The sequence below is a fragment of the Exiguobacterium sp. H66 genome, from assembly GCF_018618705.1.
GTDB lineage: Bacteria > Bacillota > Bacilli > Exiguobacteriales > Exiguobacteriaceae > Exiguobacterium_A > Exiguobacterium_A oxidotolerans.
In genome coordinates, this window is record NZ_JACSMQ010000008.1 from 74,152 (window position 1) to 96,623 (window position 22,472).

The 22,472-nt window shown below is 46.6% G+C and carries 22 protein-coding genes and 2 riboswitches; of the genes, 10 read left to right on the top strand and 12 right to left on the bottom strand.

Annotation, left to right across the window (positions count from 1 at the left end; all coding sequences use genetic code 11):
* Positions 1 to 59: 59 nt before the first annotated feature.
* Positions 60 to 159, bottom strand: a riboswitch (purine riboswitch).
* A gap of 59 nt (positions 160 to 218) precedes the next feature.
* Positions 219 to 1,202, bottom strand: a complete 984-nt coding sequence (pta, locus tag KNP88_RS12815; RefSeq protein ID WP_251137227.1) for a phosphate acetyltransferase — start codon at positions 1,200 to 1,202, stop codon at positions 219 to 221.
* Positions 1,203 to 1,546: 344 nt separating this feature from the next.
* Between pta and hemQ the strand changes: the two genes are divergently transcribed.
* Both hemQ and KNP88_RS12825 read left to right on the top strand, forming a co-directional pair.
* Positions 1,547 to 2,323 (top strand): hydrogen peroxide-dependent heme synthase, encoded by a 777-nt coding sequence (hemQ, locus tag KNP88_RS12820; protein WP_159173997.1) that lies wholly within the window; start codon positions 1,547 to 1,549, stop codon positions 2,321 to 2,323.
* Between the two features lie 93 nt (positions 2,324 to 2,416).
* The gene (locus KNP88_RS12825; RefSeq protein ID WP_204251414.1) at positions 2,417 to 2,566 is read left to right on the top strand and encodes a hypothetical protein; all 150 of its coding nucleotides are present in this window, start codon (positions 2,417 to 2,419) and stop codon (positions 2,564 to 2,566) included.
* A 510-nt stretch (positions 2,567 to 3,076) separates the two neighbouring features.
* Here the strand turns inward: KNP88_RS12825 and KNP88_RS12830 are convergent.
* Positions 3,077 to 3,445, bottom strand: a complete 369-nt coding sequence (locus tag KNP88_RS12830; RefSeq protein WP_029332361.1) for a DUF423 domain-containing protein — start codon at positions 3,443 to 3,445, stop codon at positions 3,077 to 3,079.
* Position 3,446: 1 nt separating this feature from the next.
* Positions 3,447 to 4,052 (bottom strand): trimeric intracellular cation channel family protein, encoded by a 606-nt coding sequence (locus KNP88_RS12835; RefSeq protein ID WP_029332360.1) that lies wholly within the window; start codon positions 4,050 to 4,052, stop codon positions 3,447 to 3,449.
* A 165-nt stretch (positions 4,053 to 4,217) separates the two neighbouring features.
* Between KNP88_RS12835 and KNP88_RS12840 the strand changes: the two genes are divergently transcribed.
* The 4 genes from KNP88_RS12840 (at position 4,218) to KNP88_RS12855 (ending at position 8,651) form a co-directional block, all read left to right on the top strand.
* Positions 4,218 to 5,846: an ABC1 kinase family protein gene (locus KNP88_RS12840; RefSeq protein WP_214767680.1), complete on the top strand. Its 1,629-nt coding sequence runs from the start codon at positions 4,218 to 4,220 to the stop codon at positions 5,844 to 5,846.
* 132 nt (positions 5,847 to 5,978) lie between these two features.
* Positions 5,979 to 6,830: a GRP family sugar transporter gene (locus KNP88_RS12845; RefSeq protein WP_214894148.1), complete on the top strand. Its 852-nt coding sequence runs from the start codon at positions 5,979 to 5,981 to the stop codon at positions 6,828 to 6,830.
* Between the two features lie 21 nt (positions 6,831 to 6,851).
* Positions 6,852 to 7,637 carry a glucose 1-dehydrogenase gene (locus KNP88_RS12850; RefSeq protein WP_029332357.1) on the top strand — a complete coding sequence of 262 codons (786 nt, stop codon included), beginning with the start codon at positions 6,852 to 6,854 and terminating at the stop codon, positions 7,635 to 7,637.
* Between the two features lie 39 nt (positions 7,638 to 7,676).
* Complete coding sequence (locus tag KNP88_RS12855) at positions 7,677 to 8,651, top strand: cation diffusion facilitator family transporter (protein ID WP_214894086.1); 975 nt, start codon at positions 7,677 to 7,679, stop codon at positions 8,649 to 8,651.
* 272 nt (positions 8,652 to 8,923) lie between these two features.
* Here KNP88_RS12855 and KNP88_RS12860 read toward each other — a convergent pair whose 3' ends face one another.
* The 4 genes from KNP88_RS12860 to KNP88_RS12875 all read right to left on the bottom strand — a co-directional run bounded on the left by KNP88_RS12860 (position 8,924) and on the right by KNP88_RS12875 (position 11,073).
* On the bottom strand, positions 8,924 to 9,670 hold the full coding sequence (locus tag KNP88_RS12860) for a thermonuclease family protein (RefSeq protein WP_251137229.1): 747 nt from the start codon (positions 9,668 to 9,670) through the stop codon (positions 8,924 to 8,926).
* A gap of 78 nt (positions 9,671 to 9,748) precedes the next feature.
* Entirely contained in the window at positions 9,749 to 10,102 is a 354-nt protein-coding gene (locus KNP88_RS12865; RefSeq protein ID WP_214894089.1) for a thiol-disulfide oxidoreductase DCC family protein, read from the bottom strand.
* Positions 10,099 to 10,749, bottom strand: a complete 651-nt coding sequence (locus tag KNP88_RS12870) for an SDR family NAD(P)-dependent oxidoreductase (protein ID WP_214767672.1) — start codon at positions 10,747 to 10,749, stop codon at positions 10,099 to 10,101. The genes KNP88_RS12865 and KNP88_RS12870 overlap by 4 nt, the downstream gene beginning before the upstream one ends.
* A gap of 57 nt (positions 10,750 to 10,806) precedes the next feature.
* Entirely contained in the window at positions 10,807 to 11,073 is a 267-nt protein-coding gene (locus KNP88_RS12875; RefSeq protein WP_214894090.1) for a DUF5327 family protein, read from the bottom strand.
* Positions 11,074 to 11,129: 56 nt separating this feature from the next.
* Here KNP88_RS12875 and KNP88_RS12880 point away from each other — a divergent pair, with 56 nt between their 5' ends.
* Positions 11,130 to 12,095, top strand: a complete 966-nt coding sequence (locus tag KNP88_RS12880; protein WP_088836067.1) for a Gfo/Idh/MocA family oxidoreductase — start codon at positions 11,130 to 11,132, stop codon at positions 12,093 to 12,095.
* A 36-nt stretch (positions 12,096 to 12,131) separates the two neighbouring features.
* Positions 12,132 to 13,790 carry a glycerol-3-phosphate dehydrogenase/oxidase gene (locus KNP88_RS12885; RefSeq protein ID WP_029332350.1) on the top strand — a complete coding sequence of 553 codons (1,659 nt, stop codon included), beginning with the start codon at positions 12,132 to 12,134 and terminating at the stop codon, positions 13,788 to 13,790.
* 88 nt (positions 13,791 to 13,878) lie between these two features.
* Here the strand turns inward: KNP88_RS12885 and KNP88_RS12890 are convergent, their stop codons facing one another.
* The 5 genes from KNP88_RS12890 to KNP88_RS12910 all read right to left on the bottom strand — a co-directional run bounded on the left by KNP88_RS12890 (position 13,879) and on the right by KNP88_RS12910 (position 20,267).
* The gene (locus KNP88_RS12890; protein WP_214894091.1) at positions 13,879 to 15,168 is read right to left on the bottom strand and encodes a DUF2252 domain-containing protein; all 1,290 of its coding nucleotides are present in this window, start codon (positions 15,166 to 15,168) and stop codon (positions 13,879 to 13,881) included.
* 69 nt (positions 15,169 to 15,237) lie between these two features.
* Positions 15,238 to 16,185, bottom strand: a complete 948-nt coding sequence (msrA, locus tag KNP88_RS12895) for a peptide-methionine (S)-S-oxide reductase MsrA (RefSeq protein WP_029332348.1) — start codon at positions 16,183 to 16,185, stop codon at positions 15,238 to 15,240.
* A 71-nt stretch (positions 16,186 to 16,256) separates the two neighbouring features.
* Positions 16,257 to 16,439, bottom strand: a complete 183-nt coding sequence (locus KNP88_RS12900) for a hypothetical protein (protein WP_029332347.1) — start codon at positions 16,437 to 16,439, stop codon at positions 16,257 to 16,259.
* A gap of 56 nt (positions 16,440 to 16,495) precedes the next feature.
* Positions 16,496 to 18,256: a solute:sodium symporter family transporter gene (locus KNP88_RS12905; RefSeq protein ID WP_214894092.1), complete on the bottom strand. Its 1,761-nt coding sequence runs from the start codon at positions 18,254 to 18,256 to the stop codon at positions 16,496 to 16,498.
* Positions 18,257 to 18,785: 529 nt separating this feature from the next.
* A complete protein-coding gene (locus KNP88_RS12910; protein WP_214894093.1) occupies positions 18,786 to 20,267 on the bottom strand; it encodes an amino acid permease in 1,482 nt (493 codons plus the stop codon).
* Between the two features lie 112 nt (positions 20,268 to 20,379).
* Positions 20,380 to 20,564: riboswitch (Lysine riboswitch) on the bottom strand.
* A 171-nt stretch (positions 20,565 to 20,735) separates the two neighbouring features.
* On the opposite strand from KNP88_RS12910, the gene KNP88_RS12915 reads away from it, so the two are divergent.
* Both KNP88_RS12915 and KNP88_RS12920 read left to right on the top strand, forming a co-directional pair.
* Positions 20,736 to 21,191, top strand: coding sequence for a MarR family winged helix-turn-helix transcriptional regulator (locus KNP88_RS12915; RefSeq protein ID WP_029332345.1), 456 nt, complete (start codon positions 20,736 to 20,738; stop codon positions 21,189 to 21,191).
* Between the two features lie 156 nt (positions 21,192 to 21,347).
* Positions 21,348 to 22,439, top strand: a complete 1,092-nt coding sequence (locus KNP88_RS12920; protein WP_251137230.1) for a GGDEF domain-containing protein — start codon at positions 21,348 to 21,350, stop codon at positions 22,437 to 22,439.
* Positions 22,440 to 22,472: the final 33 nt, after the last annotated feature.

Sequence of the window (22,472 nt, forward strand, 5' to 3'; positions counted from 1 at the left end):
TTGACGAAAAAAAACGTACAGCGCTACCCCCGGGGGCAGCCACTGTACGCCAAAAAAGAGAGCAGTAACTCACCACCCGTAGTCGGATCGTTACGGCGATCCGGTAGAGACTCGTGGGCCAATTCCCACTATTATACGAGCGTTGCTATACGTTTATGATTCGTGCATGATGTGTTTCATTTTACGATGTTCTCTGAAAAAGTAAAGACTTTTCCGTTTTATGCGTTTGCTTCAACTGCTTGAGCTGCCGTGATGATCGCAAGTTTGTAGACATCTTCTTCGTTACATCCACGTGAAAGATCGTTGACCGGTTTGTTGAGACCTTGGAGAATCGGTCCGATCGCTTCGAATCCACCAAGACGTTGTGCGATTTTGTAGCCGATGTTTCCTGACTCAAGGCTTGGGAAGATGAAGACGTTGGCTTGACCTGCAACATCTGATTCTGGTGCTTTTGATTTTGCGACGCTCGGGACGAACGCTGCATCAAACTGTAACTCTCCATCGATTGCAAGTTCAGGCGCACGTTCTTTTGCGAGACGTGTTGCTTCGACGACGCGTTCTGTTTCAGGTGATTTTGCTGAACCTTTTGTCGAGAAGCTGAGCAATGCCACTTTCGGCTCGATGCCGAATGTTTTTGCTGTTTTAGCTGATGCAATCGCATTTTCTGCTAAGTCGTTTGCGTCAGGTGCGATATTGATTGCGCAGTCAGCGAAGACATACTGCTCATCATCACGAACCATGATGAAGACACCCGATGTTTTCTTATAGCCTTCTTGCATTTTGATGATTTGAAGTGCCGGGCGGACTGTATCGCCAGTCGCGTGCATCGCACCCGAGACGAGACCTTCTGCTTTACCTGTATGCACGAGCATCGTTCCGAATGTGTTGACGTCCTTTAAGATGACTTCACGTGCTTGTTCTTCTGTCGCTTTTCCTTTACGGCGCTCGACGAATGAAGCAACAAGTTCTTCCATCGCATCGTACGAAGCCGGGTCGATTGTTTCAAGATCCGTTACGTCGATTCCGTTCGCCGACGCCGTCTCTTCAATCTTCACGCGTGGTCCGATAACGACTGGTGTGACGAGACCATCTTTTTTCAGGCGGACAGCAGCACCAAGAACACGTGCGTCGATTCCTTCTGGGAAAACGATTGATGGTTGGTGTGCTTTTACTTTTGTCTCAAGCATTTCGAATAATTGCATGATTTTCTCTCCTTTTATGTCAATCAAGTGTCGGTTTCTATTCCTTATACATTCCATCGTTCATTATACACAGTTCTGTTTCGTTATTAAAACAATTTGCAAAAAACTTCTTTTACCCATTACACGGAGCGGAATTTCATCACTATTACAGTTATTTCTAGGAATAGTACAGAAGGCGCTTAACGCGTTTCATCACACCCTTTTACTTCATACCCCGATTCGTGTTACTTCATGTCTCTACCCCTAATGAGAGACGGTTGTTTTGTTGCGATGAACTGTCCGATCTATGATAAGATTAGCAATGGAGAATGTACTTTTCATTATAGATTTCAGGAGGTTTTTTCATGGAACATCAAACATCAGAACCAACTGCTACACAGCAAGCCGCCGAAACACTCGACGGTTGGTATACATTACATGATTTCCGCCGGATTGACTGGTCGCGCTTAAAACAAGTCGAAACAACTGTCCGGACGAAAATGATCAACGAGTTCCAAACGTTCTTAGCTGAGCTCGGACAAGTCGAAGAACAAAAAGAAGGCAGTCATGCCCTCTATACGATCATCGGTCAAAAAGCAGATCTCGTTTTGATGGTCCTTCGTCCGACAATGGAAGACATCCAAGCCGTCGAAGTGAAGATGCAAAAACTCGACTTATATGACTATCTCATCCCGACGTATTCATATGTCTCCGTCGTCGAACTCGGCACATACCGTGGATCTGGCGAAGGGAACCCGTATGAGAACCCGTATGTACGCGACCGTCTCTATCCAATCTTGCCAAAATCGAAGCACATCTGTTTCTATCCGATGAGTAAATCTCGTCGCGATGGCGATAACTGGTACACGCTTTCGATGGAGAAACGGAAAGAGCTCATGTACCGTCATGGTATGATCGGACGGAGCTACGCTGGGAAGATTCAACAGATTATCGGTGGATCAACTGGCTTTGACGATTGGGAATGGGGCGTCACCTTGTTCGCGAATGATATCCTCCAGTTCAAAAAAATCGTCTATGAAATGCGTTTTGACGAAGTGAGTGCAAAATACGGTGAATTCGGTGAGTTCTTCATCGGCAACCGTCTTGAGTCAAGCGAGCTCGAAACACATTTCGCGCTTTAATATGCTAAAAGACGTTTCATAGAAAAACCCTATGGGAATATACTCTTTGCGGCCATAAAAGATGTACGTTTTATACGTTAAGGAGGAATGATCATGGGGAATGCTATGAACCGGTCAACGCGATCGCGTGAGTTGCAATTCGCTGTGCTTTCAAAAGAGCTAAAGCCAGTCGCACAACGTGTACTGGATCGCTATGAGCAAGCATTATCGAAGCTAAATAAAACACAACCAATAAAGCATTGAGGCAGTTGCTTCAATCGTAATCGGTCAAGAGGCAGTGATGTCTCTTGACCGATTTTTTTATTTCGATGGCGTAATCGTCGTAAAAAGACAAAAAAAAGAGAGGGGATATACATCCACTCCCAGTGTGTAGACAAACTTTGAACATGCGATATCGGGAGGCAATTCGTTCGTGCTTCCCTGTCTTGCTTCGTCTTCAAAGCGATTCGAGACGGACTGCGCTCTAAACTGTCTGCATGCCTGGATTTCCCTCAAGGTATTCCTATAAAAAGCGTCACGTTTCGTTGACTCCTACGGGAAAAAGTGCGTGTTCAACGCATTTTCAGAGGCAGGCAAGACCCTGCTCGTTGTCCGCTAGGATCAAGGAGCAACGGCTTGCGTCTCGCCCGAGGAAAGCAACGAAAAAAGACGCTTTTAACTCCCGCTATCACGTTGTCTACATTCTAAGAGAGTGGATATAAAATCCACTCCCATATTTTCGTTTAAAGACCAACTTTCAAGTCAGTCGATGGATCATAATCCCTTATACGCACCAATCGCGACAAAAATCCATGCTGCGATGAACAGAACGCCGCCAATCGGTGTGATTGCACCGAGTTTTGTAATCCCTGTCAGCGCCATGACATATAAGCTGCCGGAGAAGAAGACGATTCCGGCGAGCATCAACCAACCTGCAAGCGAAAATTGTGAAATCGAAACTTTCAGTAACATGCCACCGAGTGCCAAAATCCCAAGTGAGTGCACCATCTGATAGAGGACACCCGTCTGCCAGTTCGCAAGCATCCGCTCAGATAACATATCTTTTAGCGCATGCGCTCCGAACGCACCGAGTGCGACCGCTACCATCATCGATAAAGAACCAATCATAATCAATACTTTCATGTCATTCTCCCCCTAAACGTCGTGCCGGTAAATTCCATTCATAATAATAAGATAGCATACGTAAAATCGTAATGAGTCCCAGTAATGTGAACAAATGCAGAGGATTCGTCAGTTGGAACCGATCGATGACGAGCGCGGCCATGACGGCCCACATCGCATAGATTTCCTTATGCAGGACAAGCGGTTTGCGTCCGGCAAGTAAATCCCGGATGACACCACCGCCGACACCCGTTAAAACAGCTGCTGAAATCGTTGCTGAAAGAGGTAAGCCTTTTGCAGATGCCATGAGTGCACCCTGGATCGCAAATGCGGATAAACCGAGTGCATCGGCGAGTACGCCCCACCGTGACCAATGTGGTAAAAATAATTGTGGTAAAACAAAGATTAATAATGCGACTAAAATCGCGATCAAGAACAATCCGCCTTGCGACCAAAGTGCCGAGACGGGTACACCAATCAACAAGTTCCGGATTGCACCGCCTCCGAACGCCGTAATCAATGCCAATAACCAAACCCCAAACAAATCATATTTTTCTTCCATCGCGACGATCGCGCCACTCATCGCAAATGCGACCGTTCCGATGATATTTAATAAGTCCCAGGACATGCACACATTTCACCTTTCCACATTGAAATTCCATTACTTACTATACTCTCTTTTTGCGTCGCGTCCACCTTATTTTTACGATTCTTTTTTCAGCCGTTTGTAAGTGACGTTTTTAGGTAAAGTAACCTATACTGAAACAAACTGTACAGGAAGCTAGGTGACCGTATGAAACGTTGGGCGCTCTACCGGATTTTCGTCATCGTGACGATGTTCGCTCGTTATATTTGGACTATCTATCGATTCACCCGGAAAAACCGACCAGGAACGAATACTGAAGAATTCGAGCGCATCATGATCACGATTGCGCGTGATTATAAGAAGAAAGCACTGCGTCTCGAAGGACTCCTGATTAAACTCGGGCAGTTTTTATCGATTCGTGCCGACTTATTCCCACCAACCGTTTTAATGGAGTTAACTGAACTCGTCGATAAGGTCCCATCGAGCAAACTCGGGGAATCTCGAAAAATCATCGAGGAAGACTGGGGCATGCCGATCGAAGACGTCGTCGATAATATCAGTCCTCGCCCCATCGCATCTGCTTCGATCGGAGAAGTATATAGTGCGACACTCAAATCGAACGGGCGAAAAGTCGCAATCAAAGTCCAGCGTCCTAACATCGAACGAATCATTAAAACGGATTTCCGCGCGATGCGTCTCGTCATCGCGATGCTTCGGCGGACGTCACTCAATAAATCGACTGACCTCCAAAGTCTTTATCGCCAAATGGTCTTCGTCATCGGAGATGAACTGAATTATCGGACCGAATTAAAAAATGGTCTCTACTTTAAAAAGATGTATGAAACGAACCCTGTCATCTACATTCCAGACTATTATGAAGAACACTGTACGAATCGCGTCTTGATGATGGAGTGGATTGACGGTACACGGATCACGGACCTCGAGTTTTTAGCAGAACATCAAATCGATCGTGACGAACTCGCGCGTAACCTCTTCCTGAATGCGGGCGAACAGTTGCTGTTCGGTGGGAAGTTCCATGCCGATCCCCACCCCGGCAACGTCCTCGTCCAGGCAGACGGAAAAATCGTCCTGCTCGACTTCGGGATGATCGGTGCGACGACCCCGGACGATATGCGGGCGATTCAAGGAATCTTACAGTCGTTCGTCACACTCGATTACGATGCAATCGTCGACGGTTTGGAAGACTTACGTTTCTTATTACCGAACGCCAACAAACAAAATATCCGCCAGGCGATTGAAAAAGCCGTCAACTTTTACCTTGAAAGCGATATGGAGAACGTCGATACGAAATTAATTGAAAAAGTACTGTCTGATATTGAATTACTCGTTCGGAATGAACCGATTCAATTACCGGCCGAGTTTGCCTTTTTCGGTCGTGCCGCTTCGACGATCCTTGGTATCCTGCAAATCCTCTCACCAAAAATAAACTTGCTTGAACTCGCGAAACCGATGGTCCGCCGTTGGCTGGACGAAGAAGGGAAAAACCAGAATCGTTACTTACAGATTGCAGGGTCTTACGGCGCACGACTTCTCGCCTTTCCTCGCCTAGTCAATGATGCCCTCAGTGAACCAACACGCTGGCGGTTATTCGAACAGCAAAAATTCTCACGCGTCGCGAACATGGAATCGCTTAAAATTCGTCAGTGGACCAGTTCGCTCGTCGGAATCGTCAGCTTACCTGTCAGTTATGGTGGCTATTTTTTAAGCCAGTATGACTTGATGGGAATTTCTTTAACGATTGCTGTCGTCGCCCTCTGGAACGCTCGACGAATCGGACGACACATCGTCCGCATCGCTGATGAACCCTTTAAATAATAATTTTCACGTCCCATTCGTGGGGCGTTTTTTATTTTAAGATAATATTCGTTACCCATTAGAGGTTTTTCGTCGGGATTCCCGGGGTACATCTTCAAGTAGATAGAACAAATGGAAGAGGTGAATCACTTGATTGATATTTTAATTGCCATCGTTCCTGCATTGATGTGGGGGACGTTGCCTCTCGTCGTTTCAAAAATCGGCGGTTCAACAGAACAACAAATTATCGGGACAACACTCGGTGCGTTAGCATTCGCCCTCGTGACGTTCTTATTCATCAGTCCAGAACTGTCAATGACAGCCTGGATTGCCGGTCTTTTCTCCGGTGCTTTTTGGGCACTTGGTCAAATGAACCAATTTGCTGCTTTTAAACAAATGGGTGTTTCGAAAACGATGCCGATTTCGACCGGGATGCAACTCGTCGGAACATCATTGTTTGGCGTCCTCGCTTTTGGTGAATGGTCAAATACATCCGCACTTATTCTTGGAATTAGCGCTTTAGTACTGATTGTCGCCGGTGCTGCTTTTACATCGTATAAAGAAGATAAGAGCAAGAAGGATGAAAACATCGGAAAAGGATTGCTTCTACTCGTCATCTCGACGATTGGTTATGTCGGCTATGTCGTCATCGCCCGTTGGTTCAACATCAATGGTTGGGAAGCCGTTTTACCACAAGCAATCGGGATGGTCGTCAGCGCCATTTTACTTTCATTACGCAAAGGGAATTTGTTTGCGAAACAGACGTTCACAAATGGCCTTGCCGGTATCATGTGGGCTGTCGGTAACATCGCCCTGCTCTTCGCAACGGCACGTGTCGGCGTCGCAACAAGCTTTTCGTTATCGCAAACCGGTGTCGTCATCTCGACAATCGGTGGCGTCCTGTTCTTGAAAGAAGCAAAAACGAAAAAAGAAATGACGTTCGTTATCATCGGCTGTATCCTCGTCGTAGCGGGCGGTATCATGATCGGATTTACGAAACAATAACTTTTAAAGGAGTCGATTTTCATGTATAACAGTTTAACTGGAAAAGTAGCTATCGTCACAGGCGGTTCAATGGGGATTGGTGAAGCCGTCGTCCGTCGTTACGCGGAAGAAGGCACAAAGGTCGTCATCAACTATCGGAGCCATCCGGAAGAAGCAGATCAGATTGCAGAAGAAATCAAGCAAGCCGGTGGAGAAGCCATTACGATTCAAGCAGATGTATCAAAAGAGGACGATATGATTCGTCTTGTTAAAGAAACAGTTGACCACTTTGGTCGACTCGATATCTTCGTCAACAATGCCGGTGTCGAAATGCCATCACCATCGCACGAAATGTCCCTCGAAGACTGGCAAAAAGTCATCGATGTCAACTTAACCGGTTCATTCCTCGGAGCACGTGAAGCCTTGAAATACTTTGTCGAGAACGACATTAAGGGAAACATCATTAATATGTCGAGCGTTCACGAAATCATTCCATGGCCAACATTTGTTCACTATGCGGCAAGTAAAGGTGGCGTCAAACTGATGACGCAGACGCTCGCAATGGAATATGCACCAAAAGGAATTCGAATCAATGCGATTGGGCCGGGAGCGATCAACACACCAATCAATGCAGAGAAATTTGAAGACCCGGAACAACGTAAAGAAGTCGAAAGCATGATTCCAATGGGCAACATTGGTAAACCGGAAGAAATCTCCGCTGTCGCTGCATGGCTTGCTTCTGACGAATCCAGTTACGTGACCGGCATCACACTATTTGCAGACGGCGGTATGTCACTTTATCCATCATTCCAAGCAGGACGCGGTTAATTCCGCTTTCCTGCTTTTTTAAAAGGAGAGGATCACACTATGGCCAACTTTTTCTCACTAATGAGGCGTGGTAATAAATCTGCTTTAGCTGCCGCTATCGTCAATACGATTATTGCCATTATTAAATTCATCGCTTATATCTTAACCGGTAACATCGCCATGTTCGCAGAAATGATGCATACGATCGGTGATGCTGCCAATCAAATGTTCGTTTATGTCGGATCTGCGTTAAGTAAAAAAGCACCAACAAAACGATTCCCGAATGGATTCGGCCGACTCGTCAATCTCGTCCTGCTCGCAGCAATTATCGTCGTCGCCATTTTAGCGTATGAGACGATCCGTGAGGGCGTGTTGCATATTCTACATGCTCCAGGAGAAGAAACAAGCGGACTGTGGATCATTTTAACAGCGCTCGGAATCGGCGTTTTCCTTGAAATGGGTGTCTTTTATAAAGCCATGATTGAAATCGCTCATGAAACCGGTCTGAAATCGCGTGGATTCACGCTCGTTCGCGAAAGTTTTTCGAAGCTTGGACAAGCAAAACCAGCGACGCGCCTCGTCTTTATGGAAGACTTAGTTGCGACACTGGGTGGTCTCATCGCCATTATCGCTGTTCTCATTTCGCACTATACATCGTTTTATCAAGCAGAAGGGATTGCTTCTGTTTTAATCGGATTGATGATGTTTTACGTCGTCTATAACGTCTTCATCCAAAATGCAGCCGGTGCGCTCGGTGAAAGTGATGAAGTCTTGACGGCAAAAATCGCAGAGATTTTACTCCGTGATAAAGATGTCCGTGATATCGAAAAACTTGAAGTCATCAAAGAGGGCGATCATTTCCACGTTGATCTTGAAATCGAAGTCGACCGTGGCATGACAATCGCGCAAGCCGATGACATCAAAGACCGTCTCGAACTGCAAATCCGGATTTTAAAAGGCGTGACCGACGTCACGATTGCCTTTGATGAGGATGATCAAATTCCGCATTATAAACCCTCCCCGCCTTCAGAATAAAAGGGAGTAACCACAAACAGCAGGCACCTGTTAGGGTGTCTCAGACTGTGGACAACGTGCTATCGGGAGATACGCGTCTTTACTCGTTGCTTCCCTCGGGCGAGGCGGACATGCAGACCGTTTAAAAAACGCCGATGATTCCATGAAAAATGGGATCATCGGCGTTTCGTGCGTACAGGACGGAACCGTCCGTCATAAAGTTTGAGTTTGAAGCGCCTTTAACATCGGCCCCTTCAGGCAATAAAGGACAAACTCTCATGGGGCGTGCATCATTAATTCGCAGCGCGTCGAAAGCCCGCTTGTTTCGCTTCCTGTTCGCTACAGAACATTTCCTCTGGCTTGACGTCCTCGTACGAACGACCGCCTTTGACATGATAAATCTTGTTCCCTTGCCGGTTGATATTTCCTTTGATGTCTTCACACTGACCTTTTGCCGAAGAAGTCGATTCCTTCGTCAAGACCGTTTCGTCAAATCCACGATTCGTCGCATAGCCTTCCGTTTCCCAAATGCCTTTTTTCGCTGCTTTTGCTTCTAGTTCAATGTCTTCGAACGTTTTGACATACCGCGTATCCGGTTCGTACACATAGGCGACACGCGCAAGCCCTTGACGTAACAGCTCTTGATTAACCATCTTGCCATCAATCCAGACGTACGCTAGGAGACGACCGTAACGATCCGCCTTTGAGTGATCTCGCTCGATGACGATCTCGCTCCCTTTCGGTAAGAGGTCTTTCGTAAAGCTTGAAGCTTCCGGTCCGAACGGTTGAACCGGTTTTTCCGGGTTTACCGTTTCTGGCGTATCGATTAACAAAAAACGGACGTCTTCAATCTTCCCATCCGGTAACCGGACTTTAATTGTATCCTCGTCGACGACCCGCTCGACGGTCACTTGTGTGGCTTTTGTATCATCCGGTTGTGCGATACCGAACTTCGTTTCTGTTTCCGGATCTGCCTCTAAGGCACACCCTGTACTGAATACGAGTCCGACTAGCATCAATGCCTTCATCCAAAACTTCATCATGCTCCTCCTTTTTGTTAGTGAGCCCGTCCATTCAAAAACGCCGACCTTGCTTGCGTCGGCGCTTCGCTACATGTATTAGTTGATGGAACACTCCGTCGTACAGCTCATCGGAATGACGCGATTTTTCGCGACTTGGTCATAGAGCGGTGCTCCGATTCGTAAAACAATCGCTAACGAGACCACTGGAGAGGCAGGTAAAAGGACTGGCAAGGTTTTCGTCAACAGACGAATTCCTTCAATTCCCGGGTACCGGACCCCTCGCTCGGTTTCGACATGCATCCGTTCGAGCAATCGCGGTTGTTGTTCCACCGGCATCCGTCGCGCATCGGAAAACGTCAACTGCTGAAAACAATCAATCCGTTCAAGCAGCCGTTTCGATTTTTGACAGAGTGGACAGAGACCATCGTAGTAGACGATTAACTGTTTCATTCTGCAGACAAGACTTTTTCGACATCCGTCCGGTTCGAATACAGTGTGTAGAAGGCTTCAGCGACATTCGCCGGATCGAGCGCCGTCCCCCGCTTCACTTCTCCTGCAATCGTGACCGTCCCGACGTAAACGTTATTTTCTTTTAGCGTGTCATGCAGCATGTGTGTCAATTGACGGACACCCGCTTTTCCAATCGATAATCCGGGTAATGATTTAATCGCATGAATTCCAGCCCCGCCACCTGTGATTAAGATGGCGCCGTCTTTTCGTTCCACCATGTCCGGTGCGACGAGCTGCGCAGCATCGAGTGCCCCGAGGACGTCGATTTCAAATTCTTTCGTGATTTGTTCTGCTGAGACGTCGAGAACCGATGACTGATGCAGAATCGATGCATTGTAGACAAGGACGTCGACTTGTCCGTATTGTTCCTTCGTCCATTCGACAAGTGATGCGATATCCGTTCGGCGTGATGCGTCACACTCGACACCGACTGCTTCGACCCCATGCTCTTTCAATTCCGTGACGACAGCAGCAAGTGTGTCTTGCGTTCGCGCTGCACAAACGATTTGGAAGCCTTCTTTCCCGAATCGTTTACTGATTTCGACACCATTTCCTGGACCTGCTCCAATGATGATTGCTGTTTTCATACTGTTTCCCCCTCTGGCTTGTCTGTCTTTTCTATTCCCAAAAAGTTACGTATCTAGTCAAAAATCGAGCAATGACGGACCTTTTTGTTCATCTTCTTGTGCAACGCCCATGAAGCGTGCGAGCATCGGATCGACGTCCGGTTTTGCTGCCGGAGCTGTCTGTGAACGCAAGACGTTTGCTGCCGGTATGCCCGGTTGCTCAAGCAACAGCTCACAGTATGCTTTCATTGTCGCCAGTTGCTCGACTTGCGCCGTACCGCTCGTCTGCTCGATTTTTGCCATCGTCTGCCGCATTTTTTCAATGACATGTTGTTCTGTAATCATCTTCTTCACCTCACTTGTGCTAAATTGAAGGGACTAACCGAAAAGGAAGTGTCCTTATGATTCGTACTGCTTTAGTTGGATTTGGTCTTGCCGGAGAACACCTGCATGCCCCCTATATTACATCGCCTGATTATCAGCTCATTGCTGTTCAGTCGAGTCGTCCGGATGCAGTTGCAAAAAGCTACCCAAACGTGCCTGTATATCCATCGCTCGAAACATTACTCGCCGAGGAAACGATCGATCTCGTCGTCATCGCGACACCGAATTCTGAGCATTATCCTCTCGCACGCCTTGCGTTAGAGGCAGACTGCCATGTTCTCGTCGAAAAACCGTTTACCGTGACGCTCGCTGAAGCAGAACGATTAACTGAACTGTCTCGTCAACAAAATCGCTTACTGACAGTCTATCATAATCGTCGCTACAAAAAAGACTTCGAAACGCTACTGGAACTCGTCCGGACCGATCAGCTCGGCGACGTTCAGACGTTCGAAGCCCATTATGACCGCTACCGTCCGACCGTCCGTGAACGCTGGCGGGAACAGGACGTGCCCGGTGCCGGTCTCTTGTACGATTTAGGATCGCATTTAATCGATCAGGCTCTGACTTTATTCGGAGAACGACCGGATCGTGTCTTTTGTGACCAAACGATTCAGCGGATCGACGGTCCGGTTGACGATTATACGCACCTCATTCTCGCCTTCGGAACACGGCGTGCGATTCTTCACATCGGTTCGCTCGTTCCGATGTCTGGACGTTCTTTGAGCGTGCACGGAACGAAAGCAAGTTATTTCGTTGACATGGTCGATACGGAGAATGCGACCTATACATTCGGCCTTCCGGAACAACCACCTGAAGAACGCCCTTTCTTAAAACCGGCTTCTACGTATTACACGGATCTTGCACGGGCAATCCGAAACGAAATTCCGCTCGTCGTGACGACAGAACAAGCGTTATTTGTCATGAAAATCATTGATTATGCTCAAAAGAGTGCAAAAGAGGGTACATGGATATCAGTAGAGTAATTCAATCCAATTCATAACGAACAGGGGGAACTATTCATGTTTTCAAGTACAGAACGCACGGCATGGTTAGAAGAGATGGGACAAGAACTGCTCGATGTATTAGTCATCGGGGGCGGAATCACGGGCGCCGGGATTTTGCTCGACGCACAAAGCCGCGGTATGCGTACCGGTTTAATCGAAATGCAAGACTTTGCTGAAGGCACATCAAGTCGCTCAACGAAACTCGTTCACGGGGGACTGCGTTACCTCAAACAATTCGAAATCAAGCTCGTCGCAGAAGTCGGAAAAGAGCGGGAAATCGTCTATGAGAATGCGCCCCACGTCACGACACCGGAATGGATGATGTTACCGCTCGTCGAAGGGGGAACATTCGGAAGTTTTTCAACTTCTATCGGTTTACGTGTCTACGACCAACTCGCTGGTGTACGACGCAATGAACGCAGAACGATGTTATCAAAAGAAGAAACACTCGGTTATGAACCACTCCTGCGCTCAGAACACCTCGTCGGTGGCGGGCGCTACGTGGAATACAAAACGGATGATGCTCGCTTGACGATGGAGGTCCTAAAATCCGCTATCAGTTATGGAGGGCGTCCCGTCAACTATACGAAAGCAGAATCACTCGTCTATCATAACGGGAAAGCTGTCGGCGTCGAAGTCCGTGACCTCTTAACAGACCGGACGTATACGATTCGGGCGAAAAAAATCATCAATGCGACGGGTCCATGGGTTGATGAATTACGTGAACAAGATGGTTCAAAATCTGGTAAGTCGCTCCACCTGACAAAAGGGATTCACCTTGTCATCGATCAAGCTGATTTCCCGCTCCGTCAAGCCGTTTATTTTGATGTCTCAGACGGACGGATGATTTTCGCAATCCCACGCGAAGGGAAAACCTACGTCGGAACAACCGACACGAACTATAAAGGTGACATTCTCGAGCCTGGTGTCACGGAAGAAGACCGCGACTATATCTTAAAAGCGACAAATGATATGTTCAATATCGAGCTTCGTCCGGAGCACGTCGAGTCGACTTGGTCTGGTCTCCGTCCATTGATTCATGAAGATGGCAAAGATCCGAGTGAACTGTCTCGTAAGGATGAAATCTTCGTCTCGAAATCCGGCTTGATGTCGATTGCTGGTGGTAAACTAACCGGTTACCGGAAAATGGCGGAACGCATCATCAATATGGTCGCCGAACAATTCAAAAAAGAAGAAGACCGGATCTATCTTGAATCACGGACGCGTCATATCTTACTTGGCGGCGGACATAAAGATGGTAGTAAAGGATTCGCCCGCTACTTGAAAGAGCAACAACCGAAAGGAGAAGCCCTCGGTCTCTCGCCAGACGAGACGACATGGCTCATCCAACGCTACGGAACGAACGTCGAACGGGTATATGAACTCATTCGTTCACGTGGCAGTGAAGCGGAACGTTACCAGTTACCACTTCACTGGTTCGGTGCGCTGCTTTACGGACTCGAAGCCGAGCTCGTCATGCAACCCGGTGATTTCTTGAATCGCCGTGCGTCCGCCGTATTCTTCGATTATCCAAATGCCGAGAAATATGCGGACGGCGTACTCGCTCTCATGCGTAGCGAACTCGGTTGGTCGGCTGAAGAAGAAGCAAAAGCCAATGAAAGCATCAAACGTGAGTTTGACGCTGTTCGTGTAAAAAGTTCAGTTCCTTCTTAAATTAAGAAATTAGCCTAAAAAAGGCAGGAGACGCCGAAGTTCAATTCGGTGTTTCCTGCCTTTTTCTGATTCCCAAAAGACCATTTTCTTATCGATTCGTCATCCAGTTCAAAAACACGTGGAAGTCTAGCTTCGTTCTTTCCGCATAGGCGTTTGACCAGCGTTGAATTTGCTGAAGGAAAACTTGCTCTGACTGTCCGATTGCTTCGATAATCGCGATATCCGCATGATGAGTGAGAACCGTCGCCTTAATTCCTGCATCCATATCGGCTCGCGCATGGATTTTCGCCGTAATCCGACCTTGAAGAGCTAATACATTTTCAAGATCATCCTGGCTTTTAATATGCTTTGCTTTTAATTTCTTTTTGTACGGAGAGCGCTCTCGAATGTAATACTCCTTTTGGTGCATCGTCACGTATCCAAGGTGAGGATCTTCATGCGCTTGCATCGCTTTTTGAGACGCGATGACCCGTAATCCTTGATGGACGGTCTCGACATCTTCGCGGTAAACAGGAACGAATAAGGACGGCACAGCCGTTTGTGCTTGTTTCATCTCAAGGATGACGTCCGGCTCTTCCTTCCCTTCCCCATTGATCAAAATGTAATAGCGTTCCAGACCAATCGAGGCGGTTCCGCTATCCAGTTTGTGGACGATGTCCTTGATCGTATAAAACGCGTCGTCTCTTCGATCGTTCTCATCGACTGATGCAATGTAATCCGGCCAGATTGCTTCGATTGCTGCGTACGTCTCTTTTTCGACACGCTTCATATCCGGTAGATCAAGAAACTTCCGGTGTCCATCAATCACAGTAGTTCGTTCACCAAGCAAGTCTGCTTTCTTCTTTTCAGCTTTTTTAATTAATTTTCGAATCGGTCCTTTCGTATTCTTGACCGTAAAACAGATGTCACTCGGATTTTTACCATTCGCGTATTCATGAAGGTCGTGTAAGTAGTTTTCAATGTAGGCCTTAATCGCCGGTTCCGGATCATAAGCGACCTCGTCTGCAAATAGACGGACCGAAACGGCCATCCGGATGACATCGTAAAGATAGGATCCGAGATACCCTTCATCAAAGTCATTAACGTCGTAAATGATTTCACCCTTCGCATTTCCATGAACACCGAAGTTCTCAAAGTGGAGATCGCCTTGAATCCATGTCGGTGTCTCAACCGGTGTGTCGAACCCTAATGGAATACGGGTCAAATCATAGTAAAACAGATGGGAACTGCCGCGGAAAAACAGAAACGGACTTTGGCTCATCTTGTCATACTTTTTCCGTCGAGCCGTTTCATCGAGTCCTCGCACTTTATCATCATAAAAATCCAATACTTTGGCAATCGTCATCTGTCGAATGTCATCATAAACTGCTGTAAACAAAACATGACCTCCTTTCGATTCTAAAAAAGGCAGCCAAAACGAATTCGTTTTGCTGCCTTACGATTTGACTTACTCGAAGTGTTTTTTATATTCCCCATATCCGGCAGAGTCAAGCTCTTCTACCGGAATAAATCGAAGAGCAGCGGAATTGATGCAGTAACGCAGACCACCGAGCTCTTTTGGACCATCATCAAAGATATGACCGAGGTGACTATCGGCATCAGCTGAACGAACTTCTGTCCGCGTCATGCCGTGCGTCGTATCAAGATTTACTTCCATCTTGTCTTCTGCGATCGGCTTCGCGAAACTCGGCCATCCGCAACTTGAGTTGAACTTGTCTTTTGACGTGAAGAGTGGCGTTCCATCGACGATATCGACATACAACCCCGGACGTTCTTCATCCCAGTATTCATTTCGGAAGGCCGGTTCTGTCCCGCTCTCCTGTGTCACTTTATACTGGATGGGTGTTAAGCGTTGTTTCAATTCCTGTTCCTTACCGTGATCTTTCCAAGCTTCTTTGACGAACTTGGCACGACCCGATCCGACACTATACATTTGATAGCGGAACGGATTTTTTTTGTAGTAGTCCTGATGATATTCTTCCGCCGGCCAAAATGGTGCTGCCGGACGGATGTCGACGGCAACCGGTTTTGAAAAACGACCAGAAGCATCAAGCGCTGCCTTTGATTGTTCCGCCGCTTGCTTTTGCGCTTCATCAACATAAAAAATAGCGGGTTCGTACGATTGACCTCGATCATTAAACTGACCGCCACCGTCCGTTGGATCAATTTGACGCCAAAATACTTCAAGTAATTCTTCATATGTGATGACAGACGGATCATACGTCACCTCGACTGCTTCGAGATGTCCCGTCGTCTCAGAACAAACTTCTTTATAGGTCGGGTTTTCTGTATGACCACCGGTGTAGCCGGAAATCACCTGGTCGACACCATCATACTTATGAAACGGTTTGACCATACACCAGAAACAACCACCTGCAAATATTGCTTTTGCCATCTATCTTCCCCTCCTCTTTCTATCTCTCTAGTCTACTGCTTTTTAAAGCATGCCCCTACTATCTTGCTCACTCAATCTTCTGGATTTGCCTTCAGGCGTCGCATGACAAAATAAATCGCTGCAAAAACTAAAATCAATCCGCCGAGCGAATACCAAATGTTGTTCATACGATAAATCATTTGATAAATCGCTAATGTAATCAATAAAATCGCAATCGGGATAAATGCCCGTTTAAAGTGGTACCAGTAGTTCACGATGCTCGCCTCCGTTTTTCTTTAATCTTAATCGATTTGAGCCGTCAACTGTGAACTTATTCCGCTCGTTTGTACTCTTTCTCGAGATAAGTCGTATACCGCGCATGCCACGACTTCAAGGCAAAGCGCCAGAGGAGGACCGTCCCGACAAGCAAGACAAGCGTGATTGGCCAGAACCAGCCTGAAACGATACCATCCGGATAGGCGAGTCCTATTTTCGAGAAGAGGACATACATCAAGATGATACTCGACACGAGTAAGACCGAGACAGGCATCGCATATTTCCATGGTGTCATCCCCGTCGTACGTACCGGTCGACGACGATTCACCTGCATAACAGGACGATATTTCCCCATGAACCACATGAACAGCACTTCGATCACCAATAAAATACCGTAGCCATGGATAAAGCTGATGCCGTGATCGATTCCGAACAACTGTCTGAGTCCGAAAACAAAGAAGTAATAGGCAATGACATGAAAAACGATGACGATTTTGGCAGCAATCGGTGGAATCGTCCGCACGAGCATTCCCATCATGACGATGACGAGAATCGGAATGTTGAAAAATCCTGTGAATTGACGAATCAACGTCCAAAGACCGTCTGGTGCATACATTAAGAATGGAGCGACGACAAATGAAATCAAGGCAACGATCGTTCCGAAGATTTTACTGACACGGATCAGCTGCCGATCGGTCGCTTCTTTCGCAAAGACCGGGCGATAGATGTCGAGTACGAACAACGTCGCGATACTATTTAAGAGTGAGTTGAATGAACTAAAGACTGCTCCCAGCAAGACGGCCAAGAAAAATCCCATCAATGAGACAGGGAGCAACTCCGTGATTAATTTCGGATAGGCCAAATCTCCACTCGCTAGATTATCTCCATACAAATGGTACGCAATCACACCCGGAATCAACATAAATACCGGGACGAGTAGTTTCAGGAAGCCTGTCATCAAGACACCCTTTTGTCCCTCTTTTAAGTCCTTTGCTCCAAGCACGCGCTGAATCACATATTGATTGAGTGACCAATAGAAGAGATTCGCAAACAAAATCCCTGTAAAAATCGAAAAGAACGGAACGGCGTCGGTTGACGACCCAATCGCATTCAATTTTTCAGGGTGTGTCGTTGCGAGACGCTTCATCCCGTCGACCATGTTTCCGTCCCCAAGTGCAAAAAAACCAAGAATCGGAACGAGGAAACCGATGATGACAAGGCCGACTCCATTTAATGTATCGGAGACGGCGACCGCACGTAGTCCTCCGAAAATTGCATAGAGGGCCCCGATGATCCCGACAACCCAAATGACGAGCCACAGCGACTGCGTATAACTCAATCCAAATAACTCCGGTACGTTAAACAGCTGTAAGACGGCAATCCCGCCGGAGTAAAGCATCGATGGAATCGTCACGCACATGTAGCCAAGTAAGAATAAGAGCACCGTCATCCGCCGGACCGTTTCATCATAGCGCTGACTTAAAAATTCAGGTAACGTCGAAATCCCCATCCCCAAAAACTTAGGCAACAGGTAGATCGCCATGATGATGGCAGCAAACCCTGCCGTGACTTCCCACGCCATGCTCGACATATTCCCCATGAACGACTGACCGTTCAAACCAATCAGTTGTTCTGCCGAAAGGTTGGTCAGAAGCAAGGAACCGGCAATAAAGATTCCGCTTAGTCCACGTCCTGCCAAAAAATATTCGTCAACTCCCTGTTCCTTTCCTCGTGTCATGCGATAGGACACATAAGCAACGAGCGCCATGAAGAACGCGGCCGAACCCAGTGTCAAAATCAATTCATATGTACTCATTTCACACTTCCTCCATCCCGATTGTTTTAGTAGATTTACTGTAAAGAATTTATTCCTTATTCTTACTTTATTGAAACAATATTTTTAGATAAAAATAAAATTATTAAAAAGAAATAATCCAATTACGGATTGACATACTTGCAGGGACATATCATGGAAAGAAACTAAAAAAATCTTTCGGAAAACCACTCGGTTCTTTTATACACAAAAAACCCTCTCGCAAGTGAGAGGGTTTTTGTGTGTAGACAAACTATTAAGAAGCGTAAACATGCGATAACAAGAGACAATCCGTCACGATACTACCTAAAAAGCGTCATATTTCGTTGACTCCTAAGGGAAAAGTGCGTTTTCAACGCGACTTGCCAGAGGCAGGCAAGACCCTGCTCATTGTCCGTTAGGATCAAGGAGCAACGGCTTGCGCCTCGCCCGAGGAAAGCAACGAAAAAAGACGCTTGATCTCCCGATTCCCGATAACACTTTGCTTATAGTCTGACCTCTCGTAAGCGAGAGGGTCCTTTAGCTTATACTATTATTTTTTCGGATGTTTCGGAAACTCCATCTCATCATACCGGACAACCGATGTCCGGTGTTTGACTTTATGTCCGAGCCAGAAGACCAAGAATAACGGAATTCCGATATACGTTGCTGCAATCCCAACCCAGTCGATTTGATCAGCGAGGAACGCGGCATAGTTTTGCCCAACGATAACGAGGAAACATAGGCCAAATGCGAATAGCGGACCAAACGGGAATGCCGGTGCAACGTACGGTAAGTCACGTAACGCATACCCTTGGGCGACGAAACCTTTTCGGAAACGGTAATGACTGATCGCGATCCCGAGCCACGCGATAAATCCTGTCATTCCGGAAGCATTCAGTAACCAAAGATAAACTTGTCCACCGAACATCGACGTCAAGAAACAAAGCGCACCAATCGCCCCTGTCGCGAGTAACGCATTCCGCGGCACACCGTTTTTTGAGACTTTCGCAAATAGTTTCGGTGCATCACCTTGTCGTGCCAGTGTGTAGAGCATCCGGGTTGAAGCATACATCCCGGAGTTCCCGGCAGACAAGACGGACGTCAAGATGACCGCATTCATCAATGCTGCTGCAAACACGAGTCCTGCTTTTTCGAAGACGAGTGTGAACGGACTGACGGCAACATCCGTAATATCATTTGAGACAAGGCTCGGACTTGTGTATGGAATCAACATTCCGATGACGAAGATCGCAAATACATAAAATAATAAAATCCGCCAAAACACCTGTTTAACTGCTTTCGGGACATTTTTTTCCGGATCTTCCGACTCGCCTGCTGCGATTCCGACGAGCTCCGTCCCTTGAAAGCTAAAACCTGCGACAAGAATGATACCGATGACAGCTGGAATCCCTCCGACAAACGGTGCATCACCTAAGCCAAAGTTTTTGAAGCCTGCTGGTGGCTCCGAAGTAAAGATACCAAAAATCATCGCGACTCCTACACCAAGAAACACGATGACCGTGACGACTTTAATCATCGCAAACCAGTACTCGGCTTCACCGAATCCTTTGACCGAAAAATAATTTAATCCAATCATTAAAAGTAAAAACAGCGCGCTAAAATAGACGCCCGGAATGTTCGGGAACCAGTAATGCATGACGATTTGTGCTGCGACGAGCTCGACGGCAATCGTGACGGCCCAGTTGTACCAATAGTTCCATCCTAAGGCGAATCCGAATGAAGGGTCGACGAACTTCGTCCCGTACGTCGAGAACGATCCTGCGACCGGCATATAGGCGGCCATCTCCCCAAGGCTCGTCATCAAGAAGTAGACCATCAATCCGACGATTGTATAAGAAAGTAACGCACCGCCCGGTCCTGCCGCTGCAACAGAGGCACCTGACGCGATGAATAAACCGGTCCCAATCGCTCCGCCAATTGCAATCATCGACATATGCCGGGCTTGAAGCCCTCGTTGTAGCCCTTCTGCTGTGGAATCAAGGGGGTGTTGTTGCTGTTGTAAATTGTTCATGTCTGTCGCTTCTCTCTTTTTATAATTTTTGAGAGGGCGCAAAAAAGCGCCCTCACCTTCCAAGAGGAAGATGAGAACGCAACATATCGATGATGCGTCTCATTCTACCGTCGTGAAAGATAGCTCCCCATAAACCGCAAACGGTTCATGACAGTATTAGACCTGTTTGATCTAATCCCAATCGCTGACTTTCAAAGTAGTCTACGATTTCGGCAATTCTTCCTTTTGAGCTATTTCATCTGCCGCTTGACGACATCCGTAACCCGACTCATAAGAATCGCAACCTCCATCCCACTGGTTGAGTGAGAACTAATTAAGTTGATTTACTAATTCATTACTTCGACATAGTACATAATATGTTTCTTGTTTGTCAATTTATATTTTTGAATCCTACCGTGCTCATAGTAAAATTCCGATATTTTTAGTACACTAAATGGTAGAAGGTAGTACAGAAAGGATGTTGCTCAGATGGGACAAGAACAACATGACCAATTGACATATCGATTAGAAGAACAAATGCGCGTGATTCTCCGGACGTTGCGCCGTGAGTTGAATCAACTGTTTGAAGGTACTGCCACGCGAAGTGAATTCTTCATCTTACGCAGCTTATCTGAAAACGGCCCCCAGCGTCCGACATTACTCGCGGAACAGTTCGAACTCGCGACAAGTCAGGTCACCGCTTTGACAGATAAACTTTATAAGACCGGTTTTGTGACACGGACACGCTCGACGGAAGATCGTCGTTCAATCGTCCTCGCCTTGACTGACGAGGGAGAGGCCGCTTTTCGGAATCTCGAAGTCGTCCGTCGCACATATCTTCAGGAGCGATTCGGCACTTTATCTGAAGAAGAACTGAACGTGATGATTCATGTATTTGATAAAATCCTTGCGACAATGGATGAAGAAGTCGTCTCATCCAATTAATAAATTAAAAATCAAGAGAAAAACAGAGGTTTTGTTCTGTTTTTCTTTTTTTATTCTAAACATTCAGACCTCCTATACCGTTAGTAGAACGAGTATACTCAAAGTATATAATTGGAAGTATACTGCAGGAGGAGTTGGGAGGATTTGTTGTCTATTATGAATAACTTCATCATAAATTTTTGTCTCTTATTCACGACAATCACGCTTTTATTTTTACCTTTTCGAAATCAACCAAGAATTACACCAAAATCAAAGCTTGAATCACGCCTTATTTTAGGTTGTGTAGCTGGTGCAATTGCTGTACTCCTCATGTTCAACAGCATTCAAATTGATATTGCCCGGATTGACTTACGCATCATTCCTGTCGCAATTGCCACATTATTTGGCGGATTGCCTAGTGCCCTCATCACGGGAGTCATGATTATCGGAACGCGTTTTTTAATTACACCTGCTGATCAAATCGAAGGAGCGATTCTCGCTTCCGTCATCATGGTTTTATTCATTTTGACAATTGGCATAGCACGCAGATTTTTACGTAATACATTGCTGACCTTTGAATTAATGATCGGAATCGGTATTCTCTATTCGTTACCAGCCATCTATGCACTGACAAACAGTTGGGAAACGTTTTTCAAAGTATCGGTTACGTACATTTTCTTTAACTTATTAGCCGGACTCGTCACCTATCGCTTATTAGCCGAACTGAGACGACATTTTGAAAATATCCAGTACCAGCAAAAACTTGCGATGACCGACGCCTTGACGGGTCTCGCCAATCGCCGACGTCTGGACGACTCCCTATCACTCGTCGGATCGGATGACGACGGATATTCACTTATCCTGATCGATATCGATTTCTTCAAACACGTTAACGATACATATGGTCATGATGTGGGCGACGATGTGTTGCGGCAACTCGGAACGACACTTGCCTCTATTGTACGTCCGGATGATTTAGTCGGTCGGTACGGCGGAGAAGAATTTTTGATCATTTTACCGAACACATCATTGAAGGATGCGAAAAAAATCTCTGAATTAGCGCGGACGACAGTCGCCCGTAACCTGTTCCCGACTGCAAATGTACCTGATTTGAAGATTACGATTTCGTTAGGAATTGCCCATTCGGGTGGATCCCATACATCACTCGAAGCATTGCAACAAGCGGATAAAGCACTCTATGCTTCAAAAGAGCACGGACGTAACCAAAGTACGATTTATACGAAACAGCTGGAATTCCGTCAAGCGTAATCTAACGTTATATCCGACTAGCACCAAAAGCGC

Coding starts and splice junctions, on each gene's coding strand:
- KNP88_RS12885 (WP_029332350.1), top strand. CDS start 12,132: ATGTTTTCAAGTACAGAACGCACGGCATGGTTAGAAGAGATGGGACAA.
- KNP88_RS12910 (WP_214894093.1), bottom strand. CDS start 20,267: ATGAACAATTTACAACAGCAACAACACCCCCTTGATTCCACAGCAGAA.
- KNP88_RS12850 (WP_029332357.1), top strand. CDS start 6,852: ATGTATAACAGTTTAACTGGAAAAGTAGCTATCGTCACAGGCGGTTCA.
- KNP88_RS12825 (WP_204251414.1), top strand. CDS start 2,417: ATGGGGAATGCTATGAACCGGTCAACGCGATCGCGTGAGTTGCAATTC.
- KNP88_RS12830 (WP_029332361.1), bottom strand. CDS start 3,445: ATGAAAGTATTGATTATGATTGGTTCTTTATCGATGATGGTAGCGGTC.
- KNP88_RS12920 (WP_251137230.1), top strand. CDS start 21,348: ATGAATAACTTCATCATAAATTTTTGTCTCTTATTCACGACAATCACG.
- KNP88_RS12860 (WP_251137229.1), bottom strand. CDS start 9,670: ATGAAGTTTTGGATGAAGGCATTGATGCTAGTCGGACTCGTATTCAGT.
- hemQ (WP_159173997.1), top strand. CDS start 1,547: ATGGAACATCAAACATCAGAACCAACTGCTACACAGCAAGCCGCCGAA.
- KNP88_RS12865 (WP_214894089.1), bottom strand. CDS start 10,102: ATGAAACAGTTAATCGTCTACTACGATGGTCTCTGTCCACTCTGTCAA.
- KNP88_RS12880 (WP_088836067.1), top strand. CDS start 11,130: ATGATTCGTACTGCTTTAGTTGGATTTGGTCTTGCCGGAGAACACCTG.
- KNP88_RS12855 (WP_214894086.1), top strand. CDS start 7,677: ATGGCCAACTTTTTCTCACTAATGAGGCGTGGTAATAAATCTGCTTTA.
- KNP88_RS12840 (WP_214767680.1), top strand. CDS start 4,218: ATGAAACGTTGGGCGCTCTACCGGATTTTCGTCATCGTGACGATGTTC.
- KNP88_RS12875 (WP_214894090.1), bottom strand. CDS start 11,073: ATGATTACAGAACAACATGTCATTGAAAAAATGCGGCAGACGATGGCA.
- msrA (WP_029332348.1), bottom strand. CDS start 16,185: ATGGCAAAAGCAATATTTGCAGGTGGTTGTTTCTGGTGTATGGTCAAA.
- KNP88_RS12870 (WP_214767672.1), bottom strand. CDS start 10,749: ATGAAAACAGCAATCATCATTGGAGCAGGTCCAGGAAATGGTGTCGAA.
- KNP88_RS12835 (WP_029332360.1), bottom strand. CDS start 4,052: ATGTCCTGGGACTTATTAAATATCATCGGAACGGTCGCATTTGCGATG.
- KNP88_RS12915 (WP_029332345.1), top strand. CDS start 20,736: ATGGGACAAGAACAACATGACCAATTGACATATCGATTAGAAGAACAA.
- KNP88_RS12905 (WP_214894092.1), bottom strand. CDS start 18,256: ATGAGTACATATGAATTGATTTTGACACTGGGTTCGGCCGCGTTCTTC.
- pta (WP_251137227.1), bottom strand. CDS start 1,202: ATGCAATTATTCGAAATGCTTGAGACAAAAGTAAAAGCACACCAACCA.